Annotated in this window: 16 protein-coding genes; 5 read left to right on the top strand and 11 right to left on the bottom strand. The window is 63.1% G+C overall.

What is annotated here, in order from left to right; genetic code table 11:
* Position 1 precedes the first annotated feature (1 nt).
* The gene (locus CFE28_06635) at positions 2-1,393 is read left to right on the top strand and encodes a hypothetical protein (protein ID OYU69706.1); all 1,392 of its coding nucleotides are present in this window, start codon (positions 2-4) and stop codon (positions 1,391-1,393) included.
* Complete coding sequence (locus CFE28_06630; protein OYU69705.1) at positions 1,386-2,828, top strand: hypothetical protein; 1,443 nt, start codon at positions 1,386-1,388, stop codon at positions 2,826-2,828. Before CFE28_06635 ends, CFE28_06630 begins: the two co-directional genes overlap by 8 nt.
* Here CFE28_06630 and CFE28_06625 read toward each other — a convergent pair.
* On the bottom strand, positions 2,825-3,286 hold the full coding sequence (locus CFE28_06625) for a hypothetical protein (GenBank protein OYU69704.1): 462 nt from the start codon (positions 3,284-3,286) through the stop codon (positions 2,825-2,827). The two genes, CFE28_06630 and CFE28_06625, sit on opposite strands and share 4 nt — an antisense overlap.
* Positions 3,287-3,295: 9 nt before the next feature.
* A complete protein-coding gene (locus CFE28_06620; protein ID OYU69703.1) occupies positions 3,296-4,042 on the bottom strand; it encodes a Rossman fold protein, TIGR00730 family in 747 nt (248 codons plus the stop codon).
* A gap of 102 nt (positions 4,043-4,144) precedes the next feature.
* On the opposite strand from CFE28_06620, the gene CFE28_06615 reads away from it, so the two are divergent.
* A complete protein-coding gene (locus CFE28_06615; protein ID OYU69702.1) occupies positions 4,145-5,161 on the top strand; it encodes a sterol desaturase in 1,017 nt (338 codons plus the stop codon).
* Position 5,162: 1 nt separating this feature from the next.
* On the opposite strand, the gene CFE28_06610 is transcribed toward CFE28_06615, so the two are convergent.
* From CFE28_06610 to recA, 4 genes are all read right to left on the bottom strand, one after another.
* Positions 5,163-5,981, bottom strand: a complete 819-nt coding sequence (locus CFE28_06610) for a short-chain dehydrogenase (protein ID OYU69701.1) — start codon at positions 5,979-5,981, stop codon at positions 5,163-5,165.
* Between the two features lie 93 nt (positions 5,982-6,074).
* Positions 6,075-6,734, bottom strand: coding sequence for a glutathione S-transferase (locus tag CFE28_06605; GenBank protein ID OYU69700.1), 660 nt, complete (start codon positions 6,732-6,734; stop codon positions 6,075-6,077).
* Positions 6,735-6,795: 61 nt separating this feature from the next.
* The gene (locus CFE28_06600) at positions 6,796-9,438 is read right to left on the bottom strand and encodes an alanine--tRNA ligase (GenBank protein OYU69699.1); all 2,643 of its coding nucleotides are present in this window, start codon (positions 9,436-9,438) and stop codon (positions 6,796-6,798) included.
* A gap of 202 nt (positions 9,439-9,640) precedes the next feature.
* Complete coding sequence (gene recA / locus CFE28_06595; GenBank protein ID OYU69698.1) at positions 9,641-10,711, bottom strand: recombinase RecA; 1,071 nt, start codon at positions 10,709-10,711, stop codon at positions 9,641-9,643.
* Positions 10,712-10,955: 244 nt separating this feature from the next.
* On the opposite strand from recA, the gene CFE28_06590 reads away from it, so the two are divergent.
* Positions 10,956-11,333 carry a lactoylglutathione lyase gene (locus CFE28_06590; GenBank protein ID OYU69697.1) on the top strand — a complete coding sequence of 126 codons (378 nt, stop codon included), beginning with the start codon at positions 10,956-10,958 and terminating at the stop codon, positions 11,331-11,333.
* A 21-nt stretch (positions 11,334-11,354) separates the two neighbouring features.
* Here the strand turns inward: CFE28_06590 and CFE28_06585 are convergent, their stop codons facing one another.
* The 5 genes from CFE28_06585 to CFE28_06565 all read right to left on the bottom strand — a co-directional run bounded on the left by CFE28_06585 (position 11,355) and on the right by CFE28_06565 (position 19,627).
* The gene (locus tag CFE28_06585) at positions 11,355-12,737 is read right to left on the bottom strand and encodes a cytochrome-c peroxidase (protein OYU69696.1); all 1,383 of its coding nucleotides are present in this window, start codon (positions 12,735-12,737) and stop codon (positions 11,355-11,357) included.
* A 125-nt stretch (positions 12,738-12,862) separates the two neighbouring features.
* Positions 12,863-14,971 carry a hypothetical protein gene (locus CFE28_06580; GenBank protein ID OYU69695.1) on the bottom strand — a complete coding sequence of 703 codons (2,109 nt, stop codon included), beginning with the start codon at positions 14,969-14,971 and terminating at the stop codon, positions 12,863-12,865.
* A gap of 85 nt (positions 14,972-15,056) precedes the next feature.
* The gene (locus CFE28_06575) at positions 15,057-16,811 is read right to left on the bottom strand and encodes a hypothetical protein (GenBank protein OYU69694.1); all 1,755 of its coding nucleotides are present in this window, start codon (positions 16,809-16,811) and stop codon (positions 15,057-15,059) included.
* A gap of 85 nt (positions 16,812-16,896) precedes the next feature.
* Positions 16,897-17,733, bottom strand: coding sequence for a hypothetical protein (locus CFE28_06570; protein ID OYU69693.1), 837 nt, complete (start codon positions 17,731-17,733; stop codon positions 16,897-16,899).
* Positions 17,717-19,627, bottom strand: coding sequence for a hypothetical protein (locus CFE28_06565; GenBank protein ID OYU69692.1), 1,911 nt, complete (start codon positions 19,625-19,627; stop codon positions 17,717-17,719). Before CFE28_06565 ends, CFE28_06570 begins: the two co-directional genes overlap by 17 nt.
* Positions 19,628-19,725: 98 nt before the next feature.
* Between CFE28_06565 and CFE28_06560 the strand changes: the two genes are divergently transcribed.
* A complete protein-coding gene (locus tag CFE28_06560) occupies positions 19,726-20,745 on the top strand; it encodes a hypothetical protein (GenBank protein ID OYU69691.1) in 1,020 nt (339 codons plus the stop codon).
* The last annotated feature ends 65 nt before the right edge of the window (positions 20,746-20,810 follow it).

The following is a 20,810-nucleotide window of genomic DNA, read 5'->3' as shown; positions in this document are numbered from 1 at the left end:
CATGTCCGCCATTTCCCAGCTGAAGACCGCCCTCGGCGATGCCAAGGTGCTGACCGCCACGGACAAGATCCAGGACCGTCGCCACGACTACTGGGTTGTCAGCCATATCCGCGATCGCCTGGGCGCCGAAGGGCCGGCTCCCGCCTGCGTCGTCCGGCCCGGGTCAGTCGCAGATGTCCAGACCGTGGTGCGGATCGCCACGGCGACCGGAACGCCCCTCATCCCCTTCGGCCTGGGCAGCGGCGTGGTCGGCGGCGTCATCACCAGCCCCGAGGCCATCCTCCTCGACATGGGCGCCATGAACGCCACACGGAGCATTGATGCGGAGAACCTGCTGGCCACCTTCGATGCCGGCAAGAACGGTCTGGAAGCCGAGCAGGAGGTCGCCGCTCAGGGGCTGACCACCGGCCACTGGCCACAATCGATCGCCGTGTCCAGCGTCGGCGGCTGGGTCGCCACCCGCGCCTCGGGCCAGTTCTCCACGGCCTATGGAAATATCGAGGACCTGATCTATTCCATCGAGGCCGTCCTGCCCGATGGCAGTCTGGTCACCCTGGGCAAGGCGCCCCGGGCATCGGCAGGCCCTGACCTGCGTCACATGCTGATGGGGTCTGAAGGCACTCTGGGTGTCATCACCGGGGTCACCCTGTCCCTGCGTCGCGCCGCCGAGAAGCAGGCGGTTTCGGCCTTCGCCGCCCCGGACATGCGCACCGGCTTCACCTTCCAGCGGGAGCTGGTCCAGCGTGGCTGGCGGCCACCGGTCATGCGTCAGTACGATGTCCGCGAAAGCAAGCGCCTCCACGAAGCCGCCAGCGACTGCACGGTCATCATGGTGCACGAAGGCCCGGCCGCCCTGGTGGATGTGGAGCGCGCAGCAGCCTTTGAACTGGCCGCCTCCATGGGACTTACGCCCCTGCCGGACGCCATCGTCGCCCACTGGCTCGGCCACCGGAACCATGTGGCCGGTTGGGACGAGATCCTCAGCCGCAACATCGTCGCCGACACCGTGGAAATCTCGGCCAGCTGGGACAGGATCGCCGGGATCTACGACGCCGCCACGGCTTCGGTCGCCGAGATGCCGGGATGCCGCGCCGCCTCGGCGCACTCGTCCCACGTCTATCGCAGCGGTCTGAACCTCTACTTCACCTTCGCCATCAAGAAGGACGGCCCCGAAGAGCTGGAAGCCGCCTATTTCGAAGCCTGGAAGCGGATCATGACCGCCACGGCTGACGGCGGCGGCAGCATGGCGCACCACCACGGCATCGGCCGGGTCCGGCGCGACTACATGACCCGGGAACTCGGTCCTGAAGGCGCCGCCCTGCTGCGCACCCTCAAGGGCGCCCTGGATCCCAAGGGCGTCATGAATCCTGGCGTGCTGATCCCCGATGCCTGAACTCCTGCTCGGTCTTGATGCGGGCACCACCACCCTCACGGCGTGTCTCTTCACGCCGGGTGGAGACCTGCTGAGCCAGGCTTCCGGCGCCATCGCCACGCAGAACCCTGCGCCGGGCCTGGTGGAACAGGACGCCGCGAAAGTCTGGACCCAGGCCAGGCGGGTCATTGGCCAGGCCCTGACCCGGGCCGGCCGCACGGCCCAGGAGATCGCAGGTCTCGGCGTCACCACCCAGCGCACCAGCCTGGTCATGTGGGACCGCAAGACCGGGGCGCCGCTCTCCCCCCTGGTGGTCTGGAGTGACCTGCGTGGCGCCGGCCGTGCTGCCGAGCTTCAGGCCATGGGCGTCGGCGTCTCGCCCCAGCAGGCCATTTCAAAGCTGGAAGCTGTCTGGCGATCCATTCCCGACCATGAGTCCCTGCTTGCCCAGGGGCGGCTGGCCTGGGGCAATATCGACTCCTATCTGATCTTCCGCCTTAGCCGTGGCGCCCATATCACCGACCGCAGCCAGGCATGGCCCACGGGCTATCTCGACCTGCAGACCCAGGAATGGAACCACCGACTGATCGATCTGCAGGCTCTGGATATCCGGGCGTTTCCGACCCTGTGCGACTCCTGGGGCGAGCTGGCGGTCTGCCACCCAAGCGTCCTCGGCGCCGCCATTCCCATCACGGGCGACATGGCGGACCAGCAGGCGGCCATGGTCGGTCAGGGCACAGAGGGCGCGGGCGCCTGCAAGGTCACCTATGGCACCTCGGCCACGGTCAATGTCGGGACTGGCGGCAAGTTCATGTTCGGCGGACCGACCCTCCCGCCCATGGTGCTTTCGGGCGTAGCAGGCGAAACGCGGTTCTGTGTTGAGGGCATGATCTTCACGGCCGGCGCAGCCCTGGACTGGCTGAGGCGCAGCTTCAATCTGGGCAACCATGCCGCCTTTGAGGCCCTGGCGACCTCGGCCGTCTCGGATCCCGGTCTCGCCATTCTGCCGGCCTTCCAGGGTCTTGGCGCCCCCCATGGCGATCTTGCACGCCGGGGACTGATTTCGGGCCTCAGCCTGGCCACCACACCGGGACAGATCGCCCGGGCAGGTCTGGAGGCCATAGCCCTTCGGGTCTGCGAAGTGGTCGACCGCATCTATGACCTTGAGGGCCTCGGCGCCCGCCCGGATGTGGTTCGGGTCGACGGCGGTCTGACCGGCAATGACCTGCTGATGCAGATGCAGGCCGACTTTCTTGGCCGGCCGGTCGCAAGGCACGCCCTGCGCGAGGCGACAGCCTGCGGCGCAGCGATCTGCGCCGGTCGGGGCGCTGGCCTGCTCGGTCCCGACGAGACCTCAGGTTTTGTCCGGCACGATCGGGTGTTTGAACCCCGGATCAGTCAGGATGCGGCGCAGGCCCGCCTGGATGGCTGGCGGCGGCAAGTGCACCCGGTCTAGTCAGGCTGACAGGCCAGTTGACTGAGCCTGCCCTTCAGAAATCCCCGACGCACCATGCCGGCCAGGACAGCAGCGCGCATGGCTTCTTCGCGAGCCTGGGCGCCGCTCACGCGACGCAGGATGCCGCGGAAAGGCAGCTTCACCACCCCGCCAATCAGGTCGGCGGCCAGGGAATCCACTGTCGTGCCCTTCTTGGCGCCCAGGTCGTCCAGATCAGGGCCGAGGGCGGCGTCCAGGTCGGCGATCTCCTGGCGTAGCTGTGCACAGTCGGCGACCCGGGTGAGGTCATAGGGGCCTTCGGCGGCCCGCTTGAGCACTTCTGGCGCCTTGTCCTGAATGAGGCTGAGGTCACGGAAGGGCTGCCCGACGGCGCGGCCAACGCTGCCCGTTTCCGCTGCCTGAGCGGTTGGCCCGGCAAGTACGATCAAGCAGATCATCCAGGTCAGACCCGTTCGCATGTCATCCTCCTAAGTCAGCCCCTGCTCAACAAGGCAGGTCCAGATCTGTTCCGGCGTTTCCGCAAACCTGAACAGGTCGAGATCCTCGTTGGCAATAAGCCCGCGACGCGCCAGGGCGTCAAATCCGACAGCTTCCCGCCAGAAGGCTTCGTCAAAAAGCACCACAGGTATGCGCGGCATCTTCCGCGTCTGGCGCAAGGTGAGGATTTCGAACAGCTCATCAAATGTCCCAAAGCCGCCGGGAAACACCACCAGCGCCGAGGCCCGCATGGCGAAGTGCATCTTGCGCATGGCGAAATAGTGGAACTGGAAGGTCAGGGCCGGGGTGATGTAGGCGTTGGGCGCCTGTTCATGGGGTAGGGCGATGTTGAAGCCGATGGTCGGCGCACCGGCGTCTCTTGCGCCGCGGTTGGCGGCCTCCATGATCCCCGGCCCGCCGCCGGTAGCAATGACATTGCGCAGGGGCGACTGACCGTGACAAGCGCCACCCCGCTCTGAAGCCAGGCGCCCGAAAGCCCTGGCGGCGGCATACCATCTCGCCCCATCTCCGGGACTGTCCTCATGGGATCTGGCGCTGCCGAAGACGACAATGGTGGACTCAATCCCTGCAGCCCGCAGGATCTGTTCGGGCTTTTCATACTCCAGATGAAACCGGACGCCGCGAAGGCTGTCGCTCAGGAGGAAATCCTGATCCAGGGCGGCCAGCCTGTAGGTCGGCGAAGCCGCCGGGCCGGAGATCGGGGGCGTGGAGCTCATGGTCGGGATCCCGAATGGCGGAGTGCGGGGCCTTAATGACAATTTTAGGCCTCCCCGTCACGTTTGGCCTGTCTCGCCCCGCCCGGAACTTCGCCCCATCCCATGACCGTTCAGATGATCCTGCACAATCTGGCGCAGACGCTCATGCAGACCCTGTCGACATGGCTGCAGCCCGGTTCGATCTTCTCGGTCCAGGCCCTGCTGAGCGCGTTGATCATCACCATTGCCTTCTACGCCCTCAGGAAGCCCCGCCGACGTTTTCCGCAGATGGAAGCCTGGCGGCGGCTGCTGTTTCCGAAGAAGTTCGTGCAAAGCCGATCAACCCGGGTCGATCTGGTCTATTACCTGATCAACACCTTCGTGGCGGGCGGCCTCATCGGTTGGGCCATCCTGTCCCTGCCCCAGACCAGCCAGGCTGTAACCACATTCGTAAATGGCGCAACGGGGCCCCATCCGCCGCTCATCGCCAACCCCTGGCTCGCCCAGGCGGTGATGACCCTGGTGCTCTTTCTGGCCTATGACTTCTCATACTGGCTGGACCACTATCTGAAGCATGTGATCCCGGCCCTCTGGCCCTTTCACAGGGTTCACCACACGGCCGAACTCCTGACTCCCCTCACGGCGACCCGTGTGCATCCGGTGGACACCCTGATCTTCGCCAACATCCAGGTTCTGGTCATGGGCGCGGTAAACGGCGCCCTGCATGCCGCCCTGGGCGATGCGGTCAGTTCCTTCACCATTGGCGCGACCAATGTGATTGTCGTCGTATTCCTCTACACGGTGATCCACCTGCAGCACTCGCATGTGCCCATCAGGTTCACCGGCGTCTGGGGCCGGATCTTCTTCTCACCCGCCCACCATCATATCCACCACAGCTCCGATCCCGCCCACTATGGGCACAATATGGGGTCCTGCCTGGCCATCTGGGACGCCATGTTCGGCACGCTCTACATGCCCGACAGGGTCACGCGACCCCTGGCCTATGGCGCCGAGAGCGAGGGAGAGGATCCCCATAGCCTGACCGGCGGCCTGCTGTTTCCGTTCCGCCAGGTCATGGATCTGGCGCGGCCGCAGCGGATCGACGCGCCACAAGCGGGCGCGCCGACTACAGCCTCCTAGACTAGATAAGTTCCGAGGGTTTCAGACCCAGTTCCTTGAGCAGGGGTTCGGCATAGTCGATCCGCCCTGTCATGGTCATGGGATCGGCCTTGGCCAGTTGATAGACCGCCTCGGCAATGTACTCGATTGGCTGAACGCGGTCCTTGGAGGCCTCGTTGATCAGGCCGTGCACCGCCACCCCGGGGGTATCCACCAGCCCGGGAGACACCACATTCACCGCCACGCCATCGGACTGGACTTCCGAAGCCAGGCCGGTCGTGAAGCGCTCGAGCGCCGCCTTGCAGAGGCCATAGACCGTCCCGCCGCGGAAGGGGCTGTAGGGTTGCTTGGGATGCAGGCCGGCCGGCGAAGAAATATTCACGATGGAGCCGGATTTCCGGGCGATCATGCCCGGCAGGACAAGCTGCGCAAGATGGAAGGGCGCATAGACCTGCACCTCCATCATCAGCTTGAACCGCTTCTCGGTGAAGTCGACCACCGGCATAAAATAAGTAATGGCGGCATTGTTGATCAGGATGTCGATAGGGCCGAAGGCGGCCTCGGCCTCTTCCACCAGACGCTCGCGTTCAATGGCCTGGGCGAGGTCAGCCTTGATCAGTACAGCCTCGCCGCCAGCGGCCTTGATGCGCTCGACTGTGTCAGCCAGGGTGCCGGGCAGTCGGCTTTCGCCGTCCGCCGCCGTACGGGCGGAAACCACGACCTTGGCGCCTTCCATGGCCAGGCGGGCGGCGATGGCCTCGCCGATGCCGCGGCTGGCGCCAGTGACCAGGGCGACCTTGCCCTTCAGGGTTCCGTTTGGATTGATGACCGGCTTTGACATGAAATGCGCGCCCTCCCAGGCAATTTATTTGGTTTGGAGACAATGCCCCAAACCTCGCGCCGATATGGCCCGGAGGCAAGCCTGACTTGATCCCTATCCGGGGCGCCCGGCTTCAGAGGCCTGGAACACGGCCAACTGCGCCGCAAAGGCCCGCCCATAGGCCGGGCGGGCCTCGCAACGGGCCAGATACTCCTCAAGGTTCGGAAATGCGTTCAGCAGGCCCGAAGACTTCAGCCTGATCAGCACCGAAGCCATCATCAGATCGCCGGCGCTGAAGTCGCCATCCAGCCATTCCTGACCCGCAAGGGCCTGGGAGACCTGCCCCAGTCGAACGGAGACGCGCCCTTCCACCATTGGCAATCGCGCAGGATGCCAGGGCTGGGACGTCTCGAAGAAGCGTGAGGTCTCAAGTTCCAGGATCGATGGCTCCACCGAATTCAGGGCGGCAAAAAGCCAGGAAACCGCCCTTCCCCGAGCCGAGGCCTCCCGCGGCAGGAGACCTTCGTACCGTTCAGCAAGGTGCAGCACGATCGCACCGCTCTCGAACAGGGCGAGATCGCCATCCTCCAGGGTTGGAATCTGGCCGAAGGGGTGGAGAGCCAGATGTGGGGCTTCCTTCATGGCCTCGAAGGACACCAGGCGAACCTCATAGGCCTGGCCCACTTCCTCCAGGGCCCATCGGACGCGCATGTCACGGGCAAGGCCGCGCCCCCGGTCCGGGGACCGCTCAAAAGCCGTAATGACCATCGCCATGACCCGCCTCCAGGATTGTTCTTCCTTCCGACCCAAGGGTCAGCGGAAATCCTGCAGTTGGCTAGCCCTTGATCAGGGCCTTGGCCGCCGCCATGCCTTCCGCCGCAGCTGCGCCGTTCGGTGCGCCGCCCTGGGCAAAATCGGGACGGCCGCCGGCGCCCTGTCCGCCAAGGGCCAGGACCGCAGCCTTGCACAGGTCAACGGCATTATTGGCGCCCTGAGCCGAACCGGTGACAGCGACGGTCACGGCCGCCTTGCCGTCAGCCGTCCCGACCAGGACGATGACTCCGTCAGGCAGCTGCTTCTTGAACTCTTCAGCGATGGGCCGCAGATCCTTGCCACCGACGCCATCCATGATCCTTGCAAGGACCTTGGTTCCCGAAATCTCTTCGACCTCGGACGCGCCGCCGCCGGAGCCCCCGCCGCCCATGGCAAGCTGTCGCTTGGCTTCGCCAAGTTCCTTCTCCAGCTTGCGCCGCTGGGCTTCCAGGCCTTCAACCCGGGCCAGCACCTCTGACACTGGTGTCTTGAACTGGTCGGCCAGCGCCCTGGAAACGGCGGCCTGGTCATTGAGATAACGACGCGCCGCCTCGCCGGTCAGGGCCTCGATGCGTCGGACACCCGCTGCAACACCGCCTTCGGAAACGATCTTGAACAGGGCGATGTCGCCCGTGCGCGCCACATGGGTGCCGCCGCACAGTTCCACCGAATAGGGGCCATCGCCGTTCAGGGCCTCGCCAAGGGTCAGGACCCGGACAAGGTCCCCATACTTCTCGCCAAACAGGGCCATGGCGCCGGCGGCAATGGCGTCTTGAGGAGCCATTTCCTCGGTCCTGGCAGCTATGTTCTGGCGGACAACGGCATTGACCTCGGCCTCGATGGCGTCGATCTCCGCAGCAGTCAGCGGGCCACCATGGCTGAAGTCGAAGCGCAGGCGCTCGCCATCAACCATCTGACCCTTCTGGGCCACGTGCGGGCCCAGGACATGGCTGAGGGCCGCATGCAAAAGGTGGGCGCCGGAATGGTTGGCGCGGGTCGTCAAACGGCGCTCGGCGTCGACAGCCAGACGGGCCTGAAGGCCCACCGACAGCTCGCCCTCAAGGATTTCAACCTCGTGGACTATCAGGTCGCCGGCCTGCTTCTGGGTGTCCAGAACGCGACCGCGGCCACCGGACCATTCGATCTCGCCGGTGTCGCCAGCCTGACCGCCGCTTTCTGCATAGAACGGCGTGCGATCAAAGACGGCAAAGACAGTCTCGCCGGCCTTGGTTGCAGGAACTTCAACACCTTCCGACACCAGGGTCAGCAGGCCGCCAGTAGCCTCCACCAGATCATAGCCGAGGAACTCGCTCGCCCCGAGGCGCTCGCGGATGGCGAACCATTCGGCGGCTGACGCTGCTTGCCCAGAGCCAGTCCAGGCCTCCCGGGCCTGGTCCTTCTGGCGCTTCATGGCGGCGTCGAACCCGTCCAGATCAACGGTGATGCCCTTGTTGCGCAGGGCGTCCTGGGTCAGGTCCAGAGGGAAGCCGTAAGTGTCATAGAGCTTGAAGGCCGTCTCGCCGGGAAGCTGGTCGCCATCGCCCATCCTGGCGGTGGCTTCGTCCAGCAGGACCATGCCGCGGCCCAGGGTGCGGCGGAACCGCTCCTCCTCCTGGCGCAGGGTCTCCACGATCATCGGTTCGGCCCGGCGAAGCTCGGGATAGGCCTCGCCCATTTCAGCCACCAGGACCGGCGCGAGACGGTGCATCAACGGCTCTTCCGCGCCCAGAATGTGGGCGTGGCGCATGGCCCGGCGCATGATCCGGCGCAGCACATAGCCGCGACCTTCATTGGAGGGCGAAACGCCGTCGGCGATCAGGAAACTGGTGGAGCGCAGGTGGTCGGCGATCACCCGGTGCGAGGCGCCGTTGTCACCGCCGCCAACCATTTGACGGGAGGCGGAGATCAGGGTGCGGAACAGGTCGATGTCATAATTGTCGTGCACGCCTTGCAGGACGGCGGCGATCCGCTCCAGGCCCATGCCGGTGTCGATCTGTGGCTTGGGCAGAGGCTTGCGCGTGCCATCCGCAAACTGCTCGAACTGCATGAAGACCAGGTTCCAGATCTCGACGAACCGGTCGCCATCCTCGTCCGGGCTGCCAGGGGGGCCGCCGGGGATGTGGGCGCCATGGTCATAGAAGATTTCCGAGCAGGGACCGCAGGGGCCAGTGTCGCCCATGGACCAGAAATTGTCGTTGGTCGAAATACGGATGATCTTCTCGTCCGGCAGACCGGCGATCTTCTTCCAGAGGTCAGCAGCCTCGTCGTCGGTGTGATAGACTGTGACGCAGAGCTTCTCCTTCGGAATCTTGAATTCCGTGGTCAGCAGCCGCCAGGCATGCTCGATCGCGCCGGCCTTGAAATAGTCGCCGAAGGAGAAATTCCCCAGCATCTCGAAGAAGGTGTGGTGCCGCGCCGTATAGCCGACATTGTCCAGGTCATTGTGCTTCCCGCCGGCCCGAACCGACTTCTGCGAAGAGGCCGCCCGGGGCGCCGGGGCGGTTTCCGCGCCGGTGAAGTAGTTCTTGAACGGCACCATGCCTGCATTGACGAACAGCAGGGTCGGATCGTTCTGCGGCACCAGAGGCGCAGACGGAATAATCAGGTGATCGTGGGCTTCGAAATAACCCAGGAAGGACGACCGGATCTCATTGAGGCTGGGCATGGGATAAGGACACTTGCAGACGGTGTCGCGCCAGGGCGCGGGAGGCGACCGTTTACGAAACTTGCCGCCCGCTCAAAAGGAAAAAACGTCAAAACCGGCGATTGACGCCCATTCTTCACGGTCACGGATCGCTCTGCAGGCAGATTTCCCCGGCCATAGGCCGCCACCCCGGTCGGTTCACCGGGGTGGCTGACGCCAGATCCTAGTCGATGTCGTCTTCAGCCGTTGGCCCGACAAGAAGCTCTTCCTCGATCACTTCCTTGGCGCCGCGCACCTGGGCCTCGATCTGCTCAGCGATATCGCGATTGTTCTTCAGGAACTCACGGACATTGTCGCGACCCTGGCCGATCCGCTGGCTGTTCCACGAGAACCAGGAACCTGACTTCTCGATCACACCGGCCTTGACGCCCAGATCGATGATCTCACCCAGTTTGGAAATGCCTTCGCCGTACATGATGTCGAACTCGACCTCACGGAAGGGCGGGGCGACCTTGTTCTTCACGACCTTGACCCGGACATTGTTGCCGACGATCTCGTCGCGCATCTTGACCGAACCGGTGCGGCGGATGTCCAGGCGGACCGAGGCATAGAACTTCAGCGCGTTGCCGCCCGTCGTTGTTTCGGGGCTGCCATACATCACGCCGATCTTCATGCGGATCTGGTTGATGAAGATGATCATGGTCTTGGTCTTGTTGACCGAAGCCGTCAGCTTGCGCAGGGCCTGGCTCATCAGGCGGGCCTGAAGACCTGGCAGGCTGTCGCCCATTTCGCCTTCGATTTCCGCCCGCGGCGTCAGGGCCGCCACGGAGTCGATGACGATGATGTCGATGGCGTTGGAGCGCACCAGGGTGTCGGTGATTTCCAGGGCCTGCTCGCCGGTGTCAGGCTGGGAGACCAGAAGCTCATCCAGATTGACCCCCAGCTTGTGGGCATAGGCCGGGTCAAGGGCGTGTTCGGCATCGATGAAGGCCGCCGTGCCGCCCGATTTCTGGACTTCCGCCACCACATGCAGGGCCAAGGTGGTCTTGCCGGAGCTTTCCGGCCCGTAGATCTCGATGATCCGCCCCTTGGGCAGGCCGCCAATGCCAAGCGCCAGATCCAGACCCAGGGAGCCCGTGGACACAGCCTCGACCTCCATGGTGGTCTTGTCGCCCAGTTTCATCACTGAGCCCTTGCCGAAGGCCCGGTCTATCTGTGACAGCGCCGCCTCTAGGGCCCGCTGCTTATCGCCATCTTCTTTTGCCACGAGCTTCAACGCCGATTGGTTCGCCATGATTGGGCTTCCTCTATCCCATGATTCCGCGGGTCCGACCGGCAAAGCATCGCCAGCCCGTCGCTGAATCCTTCGTACCTCGTTTGTTCCAGGTTCGCAACATGTTCTATTTTTCAGCTACGTCCGGTTTTGTCGTATTCCACATTGCGGGAAGGCGGCCTTCGCCTTGGCTGCTTGACGGGCGCCTGAAATTGTTCTTCCTTTGTTCCCCGCAATGGCAAGCAGGATCAAAGGAGATGCAAACATGCCCGGATACGTGACCATAGGCGCGCAGGATGTCGAAGCCGCCCTTCCCTTCTTCGACGCCGTCTTCGGCGCCATCGACCACGAGCGCAGCTTTTTCCAGGGAGGGTGGGCCGGATATGGGCCAAAGGGCGCCGAGGCCGACACCTATATCTGCCCGCCCTTTGACGGAGAGCCTGCCAGGGCCGGCAACGGGATCATGATCGCCTTCCTGGCGCCTTCGCGTGAGGCCGTCGACGCCGCACACCAGGCGGCGCTTGCCAATGGCGGCCTCGATGAGGGCGCTCCTGGCCCCCGTCCCGCAGATTCAACCAGCTTCTATGGCGCTTATTTCCGCGACCCCACCGGCAACAAGCTCTGCGTCTTCGCCAGGACCTGATCTACGAGCACAAGCTGGCGCCTAGAACGGACTGGAGAACTTTGCGTCCTGCATCAAGGCAGTGTCGGTGAGGGTTCCCATGAAGGCCAGAAGCGCCAGCTTGTCCGCTTCGGACAGGTTCAGCCGCCGGGGGGCTCCGGTCCCATCGATCAGGGCGGGGGCCAGATTGGCGCTGGCCTGAACCCCATGGTCATAGTGCTCGACCACATCCCGCAGGGTCGCAAACCGGCCATCATGCATATAGGGCGCCCGCACAGCGACATTGCGCAGGGACGGCGACTTGAATCGCCCTCCGCCGGCGCCGACGTCCGTGACCGTCGCGTCGAGACCGTTGTTGAATACGTTCGGACTTATGTGGGCGTCGGTAAGGTGACAGACATCGCATCGGCCAACGCCGGTAAAGATCTGACGCCCCCGCTCCTCCTGCGCCGTGAAGGTCGCGGGGAAGTTCGGCGTCCCGTTCACAAAGGCCGAGTCATATTTGCTTCGATAGGAGGACATGGACCGCACAAACTGCGCCAAGGCCCGGGCTATGCGCTGCTGCGTCACCTGGGTCGTTCCGAAGGCGTCGCGGAACAGGGCGGGATAGAAGTCAGTGGCGGCCAGCTTGGCCTCCAGATCCGTCAGGTTCATCCCCATTTCAGTGGCGTCTTGAATGGGGGTCACCACCTGATCTTCCAGGGTGGCTGCGCGCTCGTCCCAGAAGAAGCGTCCGCGATTGTAATAGCGGGCATTGGTCAGGCCCATGGCGTGCCGACTGGTGGTTCCACCCTTGAAGCCGACGCTCAGTCGCGCTGAGTCAGAGAAGCCTTTGGATTGCTGATGACAGCTGGCGCACGCCACCGTGTCATTGAACGACAGACGCTTGTCATAGAAGAGGACCCTTCCAAGGGTCGCTCCGGCATTGGTGGTCGGGTTTGTGGCGGGGGTGTTGTCGGCGCCGCTGATGGTTCCACCTCCGGCCCGCGTATAGTGCGTGGGCAAGGCTATGTCGGCGTCGGCATAGGCGAAGGATACAGCCGGGAGTGTCGGCCTTCCGAGGGCGGCGGCGGAAACCGGCGCCACAACAAGATTGAAAGTACTGGTCGCCGAGCCGCCCTTGCCGTCAGAAGCGACCACCGACACCACCACAGTCCCGGCTGTATTGGGTGTACCACTGATCGTGGCGCCGCTTGTAGTCAGTCCGCCACCAGCGGGCGTGAGGGTCGTGACATAGGTCAGGCTGTCGCCGTCGGCGTCCGTAAAGGTGGCGCCGCCCTGGCTGGCGTCAGAGGTGAAGGCGGTCCCGACAGTAGCGGACTGATTGGCGTTCGCTCTGGCCACGACCGGCGCCCGATTGGCGACCACAACCGTCGTAGCGCCGCCACCACCGCTCGAGCCGCCGCCGCCGCAGGCCGCCACCATCAGGGCTGGCAGCAGAATTGCCGCTACAATCGCCGCACGCGGCGCAGAAACTCGAGCCATGTCAGATACCCCTTGGGTGCGTCAGATCGCCGCGATTCGGGATCGATGTCTCGAAACTCTCAACCTCAGGCGGCGCGATTGCGGCCGGCCTCTGTCAAGGCTGTGTCCATGGCAGCGAAAAGACTGGCGACTTCGATGGGCTTGGCCACGACGCCGTCCATGCCCGCCGCCCGGTACTCATCGATCTGGTAGGTCATGGCGTTGGCGGTGAGGGCAAGGATCGGCGTAGGCGCGCGACCTGATTCCGCTTCCTTCTTCCGGATCTCCCGAACGGCTGTAACGCCGTCCATAACGGGCATCTGGACGTCCATCAGGACAAGGTCCCAGTGGCCGCCTTCCCAGGCCTCAACAGCGGCGGCGCCGTCGCCAACCATGACAGGACGAAGGCCTGCCTGCCCCAACAGGGTCATGAGGACCAGCTGGTTTACGCTGTTGTCCTCGGCGACCAGAATTCGGAGATCGGAACTGGCGGCAGGCGCATCGCTCGCCTTATGCCCGGAGCTTGTCGCACTCTCCCGAACCCGCGGCAGGGGCAAGGTGACGGTAAAGTCGCTGCCAATTCCCGGGCGACTGTCCACGGCGATGTCGCCGCCCATGGCCGTCGCCAGCTGCCGGCAAATCGCCAGGCCCAGTCCTGTTCCGCCAAACCGGCGGGTAATGGTGGAGTCCGCCTGGACAAACTTGTCGAACAGACGGCTCAGGTTTTCGGGCTCGATTCCCAGTCCGGTGTCGGAAATCCGGAAGCTTACGAGGGCGCCGTCATACCGGACGGTCAGGGCGACCTTGCCAGTGTCCGTAAACTTGACGGCATTGGACAGGAGATTGGCCAGGACCTGTCCCACCCGAAGCGGATCGCCGCGGAATATGCCTCTGGCATCAAGGGGGAAGTCGAGTTTGAATTCCAGGCCCTTGCGGTCAAGGGCTCCGCGGATGGAGGCTGCAGAAGATGTGACAAGGTCGCCCATGTCGAATTCCAGGTCTTCCAGTTCAAGCTTGTCGGCTTCGATTTTTGAAAGATCGAGAATGTCATTGAGGATGGTGAGCAGGGCGTCCCCGGACTCGACAATGATCTTGAGCCGCTCGCGCTGAACCTTGGGCAGGGGATCGTGCTCCATGGCCTGCGCCATGCCCAGGACGCCATTCAGCGGGGTCCTGATCTCATGGCTGACCACCGCAAGGAACTGTCCCTTGGCCTCCGAGGCGGCCTCGGCTCGAACCATGGCTTCCCGAAGCAGGGCCACCTGGCGACGATCACGCAGAATGACCAGAGCCGGGGCTGCAATCAGCACCAGGATCAGCAGCATCAGAGGCGGCGCAACACTCCAGGCCAGGTTCTGGACCGGCCGGCCATAGGTCCAGACCAGCCGCGAGATGCTCCGCCCGGCTGGATCCTTGATATTGGCCGACGCTTCCTGGGTCAGGCCGTGATCGAAGGGAGGCAGGTCCAGCTTCAGATCCTGCAACAGATAATGCTTGGAAAACCAGTCGAGGAAGACCTGATCCAGGGGCATGACCCCGATGAAGACCGGCGACCGCTCATGCGTAGGAACTGATGTGCCGAGGTCTGGACGGATCAAGGTCGCAGAGACCAGAACCGGGCCGTCAGAGGTCATTCCGAAGACCGAGCGCTCGACCGTTTTGAAGTTCATCTGCCCTTTGACTGCCGGCCGCACATAGGGCCCAAGGGCGATTTCAGCGCGTCTTACTTCAGTCAGGAGGGACGCAACCGTCTTCTGGACAGGGGCGGCGATGGTGGGATCAACCGGCTCGGCATTCCGCCAGGCGCCAAGCGTCTGATCCCGCCAGTCGACGACATAGGACTCTTTCAGACCGCAGGTATTGGCCATGAACTGTCCGACATTGGAGTCGGCCCAGGCCTGATCAAACCTGTTGTCCAGGTTTCGGACGGCTTCGTCCCAAACGGAATTCGGGAAGATACAGGCGCTGACACTGGCGACCTTGATGGCAAGTCCATTGGCCACCAGCGTTTCCCCATGGCGGCGGGCATCCTGGTCAATGCGGCGTGCAGCCCCGACCACAACGCCAGTGAGGGCGAGAATGGCGATGCCTGAAATGACCGCAATTGTCAGGCTCGCCGACTTTGCCAGCCGGGACCCGATACTGCCTTCGCCAGTAAAGCCTAGTTTCAAGCAAAACCCCGACTTGCCGCCCACGATCAGAACTCGCTCAGGCGGAAAGGCCTAAATCGCGCGGCGACAGTGGACGCCAGAATTTGAAAAACAATGAAGTCGAGGCCAATCAGGCCGCTTGCGCGCAATCCTGCAAGGGATCATTGCGATCTTCACTACCAACAGCACGGTCAAGCGCCGCGAATACGCTGGTCATCAGCACCCTGGCGTCAATTGGCTTGGCGATGTGGCCATTCATACCAGCCTCCCTGCAGGCCTGCTGATGCCCTTCCATGACGTTGGCCGTCAGCGCCAGGACTGGAATGTTGGAGTTGGGGCCGTTGGAGGCTCGGAGGATCCGTGTCGCCTCAAGCCCGTCCATGACCGGCATCTGCATGTCCATGAGCACCAGATCAAAGGTCCGCACTTCAAGCATGGCCAAGGCCTGCTGCCCGTCTGCAACGATTGTTACATCCGCGCCGATAGGCTGGAGGAAGAGATCAATGATGCGTTGATTTGCCGGATTGTCCTCCGCCACGAGGATCTGAACCGGGGTTCGACCTTCACCAGCATCCTGGGCCAGCCTTACGTCTTCTGCCTCGCTTTCCGCCACACCGGGTGCACATGGCAGTTTCAGCGTAAAGGTCGACCCTTGGCCCTCGACAGAAACAGCCTCGATTTCACCACCCATCATATGGGCGAGTTTCTGGCTGATCGAGAGACCAAGTCCCGTGCCGCCAAACCGTCTGCTTATGGAGCTATCGGCCTGTTCAAAGGCATTGAAGAGCCGTTTCAGGGTCTCGGCGGACATGCCGATCCCGCTGTCGCTGACCGTATAGGTCAGCTCAAACTGGCCTGGTTGGACTTCGCGTCCATCCAGTTTCAGACTGATTGAGCCGCTTGGCGTGAATTTCACGGCATTGGCCAGCAGATTGAAGGCGATCTGGCCGATCCGGGTCGCGTCGACCACCAAGAACTGGGGGGTATGTGGTGCGATCTCGAAGTTCACCTCGAGGCCCTTGTCCCGGGCGCTTGCCGTCCAGATGGCGGCAATCCTCCGGGTCACCTCATATATATCGACATTGGTCTGGTTGATGTCCAGCTTCCCGGCTTCGATCTTCGCCAGGTCCAGGACATCATTCAGGATATTCATCAGGGCGGCGCCGCCATCGGCCAGCATGTCCACATGCTCGCGCTGCTCACCGCTGAGATCCGTACGCCCCAGCAGATCAGCAGCGCCCAGAACGGCGTTCATCGGAGTCCGGAGTTCGTGACTCATCACCGCAAGGAAGTCCGTCTTGGCCTTGCTGGCCGCTTCGGCCTTCAGGCGACTGGACTCAATGGCCTCGAGGGCCTTCTGCTGGCTTGACCAGAGGAATGTCAGATAGCCCACCAGCATCAGGCCGCATGCAGATACAGACAGTCCTTCCACCAGGTGGTCGCCGCCAAAAGCGAACACGGGCACGAAGATCAGATAACCTATCAAGGGGGTGGCGCATGCCCAGAACAGTTTGCGGGCAGCCATGCTCGAAACCACCTGCTGGATCAGCATGCCGCACAGGAGCATGGTCGCAGTGGAAATGCCCAGGGCTCCCATTTTGGACCAGAGGAACCAGGTGGGAAACCCTGCAACGGCGTAGGTCAGGAACGAGAAGACGTAGACAGCCCGGAGACGGCGGAGGCGATCCGTGGATTCTGCAGAAATGATCAGTCCCTGCAGCAAGACATAGGTCGCCCACCAGGCGGCGGCCCATGGCCAGTGCGCAACAAAGCCGAGCATCAAGGCGCTCAGGCCAACGAGGGCGACCCTTGGCACGGTAGACCTGAGCCGCAATGCGACCGCAGCATTCAGGCCAATGTGCTCGTTTTGGGTGAGGAGTATCATGAAATCCGCGGCGGTTGCGGCCTGACCCTAGGATCGCCAAGGTTAACAGGCTCTTGCCATGCGGTACTATGAACCCGATGGAGGACTAGCCTGGGCCGCCCGCCACCTCAACCCGGTACCGTTTTCGCAGCTGCGACAGGAAGTCGGCGTTTGAGCGTTTTCTGGCCTCTGTGAGATAGGCTTCCCTCACCTGGTCCTTCACAGCGTCAAAGCCCGGAACCGATCGCGCCTTCCGGCTCTCGATCCTGATCAGGTGCCAGCCATAGGGACTCTGCACAGGCCCGGCCCAGACGCCAACAGGCATGGACTCCATCGCCGCGGCAAACTCAGGGCCATAGTCTCGAAGGAGATCGTCAAGACCCACACCGCCATAAGCCAGCGGCAGGACAAATGGATCGCCAGGACCGGGATCCCGGTCACGGGAGGCTTCCAGCGCGGCCTTTGCGGATGCTTCAGAATTCGGGCGATCTCCGCTGAAGACCACCTGCCGGAACGCGACCTGAGCAGGAAGGACATACTGGTTCCTGGTCTTGTCGTAGAGGGACTTCAAGGTCGCCTCTGACGGCTCGGGCAGGCTCATCGTGTCTTCACTGGCGAACGCCATCTTCTCGGCAAGACGACGACGGATGATCATGTCGTTCTTGTCCATGCCCAGGCGAAGGGCCTCCCGGGCCAGCAGCTCCTCATCAACCCGTTCATTGATGATGGCCTTTACCTCAGCCTGGGTCGGCGGCCGCTGCATCTGGAGCTGCCAGTAGCTGACCAGTTGCTCCAGTTCGCTGTTGTCCAGGCGCACCACGGGTCGACGTGCGCCCTGGACAAGGGACATCGCGACAAACAGCACGGCGCCTATGACCAGGAAGTGGGTCAAGGGCTCCCGCAGTATGCGCCGCCAGAGGGCGGCCCTAGACTCTGGGTTCATACCAGATCGGCGAGGACCAGGCCCGCTCCACTATGGTGTTGGCGAGGCGGGGATTTGGCGGTGTTCCATTGCGGATCGCGTCCCAGGTCGACCACCTGCAGGACGGGTTTTCCAGCACCCGCACATAGTAGAACGCCCGTTGTTTCGGGTTGAACTCCGGGTCACGCCACAGGGTGCGCAACTCTACGTCTCCCTTGTACCGCTCGGTCGCGCAGGTCGAGATGTCGACCTTCGCCCCATTGTCCGGGCAACGCCATGTGGCCTTGTTCAGCGGCAGGTTATCGGAGCAGGCCACGTCATAGACCTTTTCCTTCGCCACGCCGTTCTCGACCCAACCCTTCACGATCTGGGCCCGCTGCAGGTATCCGGAATTGGGATCCCTGACCCCCCAGACCAGGAATTTCGGCGCCTGACCGGCCTTGGCGGCCAGCAGATCTCCGCCCATGGGCACGCCCAGGGCATAGGCCTGACGGGTGACATCCTTTCGACCGATCAGGTCTTCGGGATAGTTGTAGCTGGCAAAGAAGCGCACCCGCATGCGCGGACCCGAAGTTGCAAAGGTCTCCTTCCGGCGGAGCGCCGAATAGATGGCCTCACGGCTGTTCTCCTCAGCCCACACGCCGGCAAGACCTGAAGCGCCCCAGGACTGGAAGCGGGCAGACCGGGATGTCGGATCGAATGGAACGCCGTCCCAGGATTTGGCGCCACCGGGGGGTACGGAATTGCGATTGACCGGGGTGCTGTCGGGCCGCCCCGTCTTGCTGAAATAGTTGCGTTCTTCGACCGAACCCGGCGCAGAATTATGCGTATCGCTGGAGCCGATGAACCCGAACTTGAAGGGGTTGAACCCCTTGTTGTCCTGCATGGCTATACCGTCCTTCAGGGCCTGCCGCACATAGCTGCCGTGGAAGTTGGTCACCATCTTGTTGGACCCGATATAGCTCTCCATGATCTCGAAATTCGCCCACTCGTCATTGGGCGCTAGTGAGGGATGGACTTCTGAAGTCCCCTTGATCTGGGTGATTTCAACCAGGGGCTCGTTGCGGCGGCGCATGTCCGCATAGACCTTGTCCATCGACGCGCCGCTGCGCTTTGTCGGCTCGAACATCAGCCCATCACTGCCATTCGAGTTGTGGGGAATGGCGAGGGAATCAATGCCCCTGCTGCGCCAGCCGTCCATGGTGCGCCAGAGGTCCTCAGGATCGGCGGAATCCCGGGCCGAATAGGGCAGGCCCGGAACGGCGGCCGTCTTGAAGATGACGTTGCGGTGGAGGTTTCTCCCCTGGGGTGCGGATGTGAATTCGTATCCGACAAAGGTGGTGAACTTGCCCGGCTCGTTGTGACGGTCCGCAGCGTCCTGGATTTCCTTCCAGGCTCGCCCGGCAATGCCCTTGTCGCTGAACTCCGCCGGCATGGTCATGTCCTGACTGGCCTGGACAATGCGGGCGAAGGCCTTGCCGATTTCCTGGATATCGGTGCTGAACAGTCCCGAAACGATCGGCAGCTTGGCGAGGGGCGAGCCCGGCGTCGCCGCTTCCCGCATGGCGCCGATATACTCGGAGTGGTCCGTCACCGCGACAAAGTCCAGCGGCCCTCCAGCCAGCCTGATGTCAAAGCCCGCGGCGTGGCCGATGGTTTCACCCTTGGCGAACCGATAGGCGTCGTCTGGTGAACTCCGGACATTGAAGATGTATGCGTCAAAGGACAGCTTGGTGTGGACGTGCAGATCACCAAAATAGGCGTTCCGGTCGGGATTGTACCCCGGCAGATGGGCCACAGTCTTTGCTGCGGCTGGCTGTCGATAGACCTTCGCCTTTTCGCCGGGCGCTGTTGTTCCCACAGCCATGGCGACCACAAGAGCGCTTGCGCCCCACAGCAGGTTTTTCGAGATCATCCTGTTTCCCCCCGGCGACCAGACGAATCCGTTTGAAACACGGATCGTTCGTCTGAACATGATTGCCCGCGCATTGATCCCCTGTCAAAACTGGCGACATGGGGAAGGTCAATAGTCTTGGTGGGCTTTGCGCCGCAGTCCTGGCATTTGTCGCCGGACTCTGGCTTGCGACGCCGGCCGCTGCGCACGAAGTCCGCCCAGCCCTTGTGCAGATCAACCAGACAGCGCCCGGCGACTATGTCGTGACATGGAAACAGCCGGTGGTCGGCGACATGGCCGTGCGCATGACCCCTCGCCTGTCCAGCGGCGTCCTCGACAAGCCCGTCTCCCGGGAAGAGATCACCCCGGCCTTTCGGATCCGGGTCTGGAACGTCGTCAAGGGCGCCCCCCTGGATGGACAGACCCTGACCATTGATGGCCTGAAGGAGACCGTTACCGATGTCCTGGTGCGGATCACCCCTCAGGATGGCGCAGAGTTGAATACAGTCCTGCACCCATCAGGGGCGTCATACCGGATCGCCTTGTCCGGGCCCTCAGGAATGGCGGTTCCGGCCTATCTGCGCCTCGGCGTGGAGCACATTCTGACAGGCTTCGACCACCTGATGTTTGTCTTCGGCTTGCTGCTGCTGATCGGGACCAATTGGCGGATCGTCAAGGCGGTGACCGCCTTCACGGTCGCCCACTCCATCACCCTGGCCCTGGCCGCCCTGGGCTTCGTGAAGTTTCCTTCGGCTGTCATCGAAGCCCTGGTCGCCCTGAGCATTGTGTTCGTCGCCAGCGAACTGCTGAGCCAGAAAGATACCCTGACCCGCCGCCGCCCCTGGCTGATCGCCTTCATATTCGGCCTGCTGCATGGTCTGGCCTTTGCCGGCGCCCTCTCAAACATCGGCCTGCCGCCGAAGGCTGAACCCCAGGCCCTTTTCCTGTTCAATCTTGGGGTCGAGTTGGGACAACTGGCCTTCATACTTGTGGCCGTCGGCGTAATTTTCGCCCTCCGCGCCGTGCGCAAGCGCCTTAGCTTCAATATCGATACCCTGGCCCGATTGGCCCCGCCCTATGTCATTGGCGGTTGCGCAGCCTTCTGGCTGATCGAACGGATTTTCACCGTCGCCACCTGAGCACACTGCCTCGCGCCACATTCTGACGATCCCTTGTTGCGACTAATTCGCATTTGCGCTATCCA

It is taken from the genome of Alphaproteobacteria bacterium PA2 (assembly GCA_002256425.1).
Taxonomy (GTDB): domain Bacteria; phylum Pseudomonadota; class Alphaproteobacteria; order Caulobacterales; family Caulobacteraceae; genus Phenylobacterium.
The sequence above is the reverse complement of the archived record's forward strand: the minus strand, read 5'-3'. Positions and strand labels throughout refer to the sequence as shown.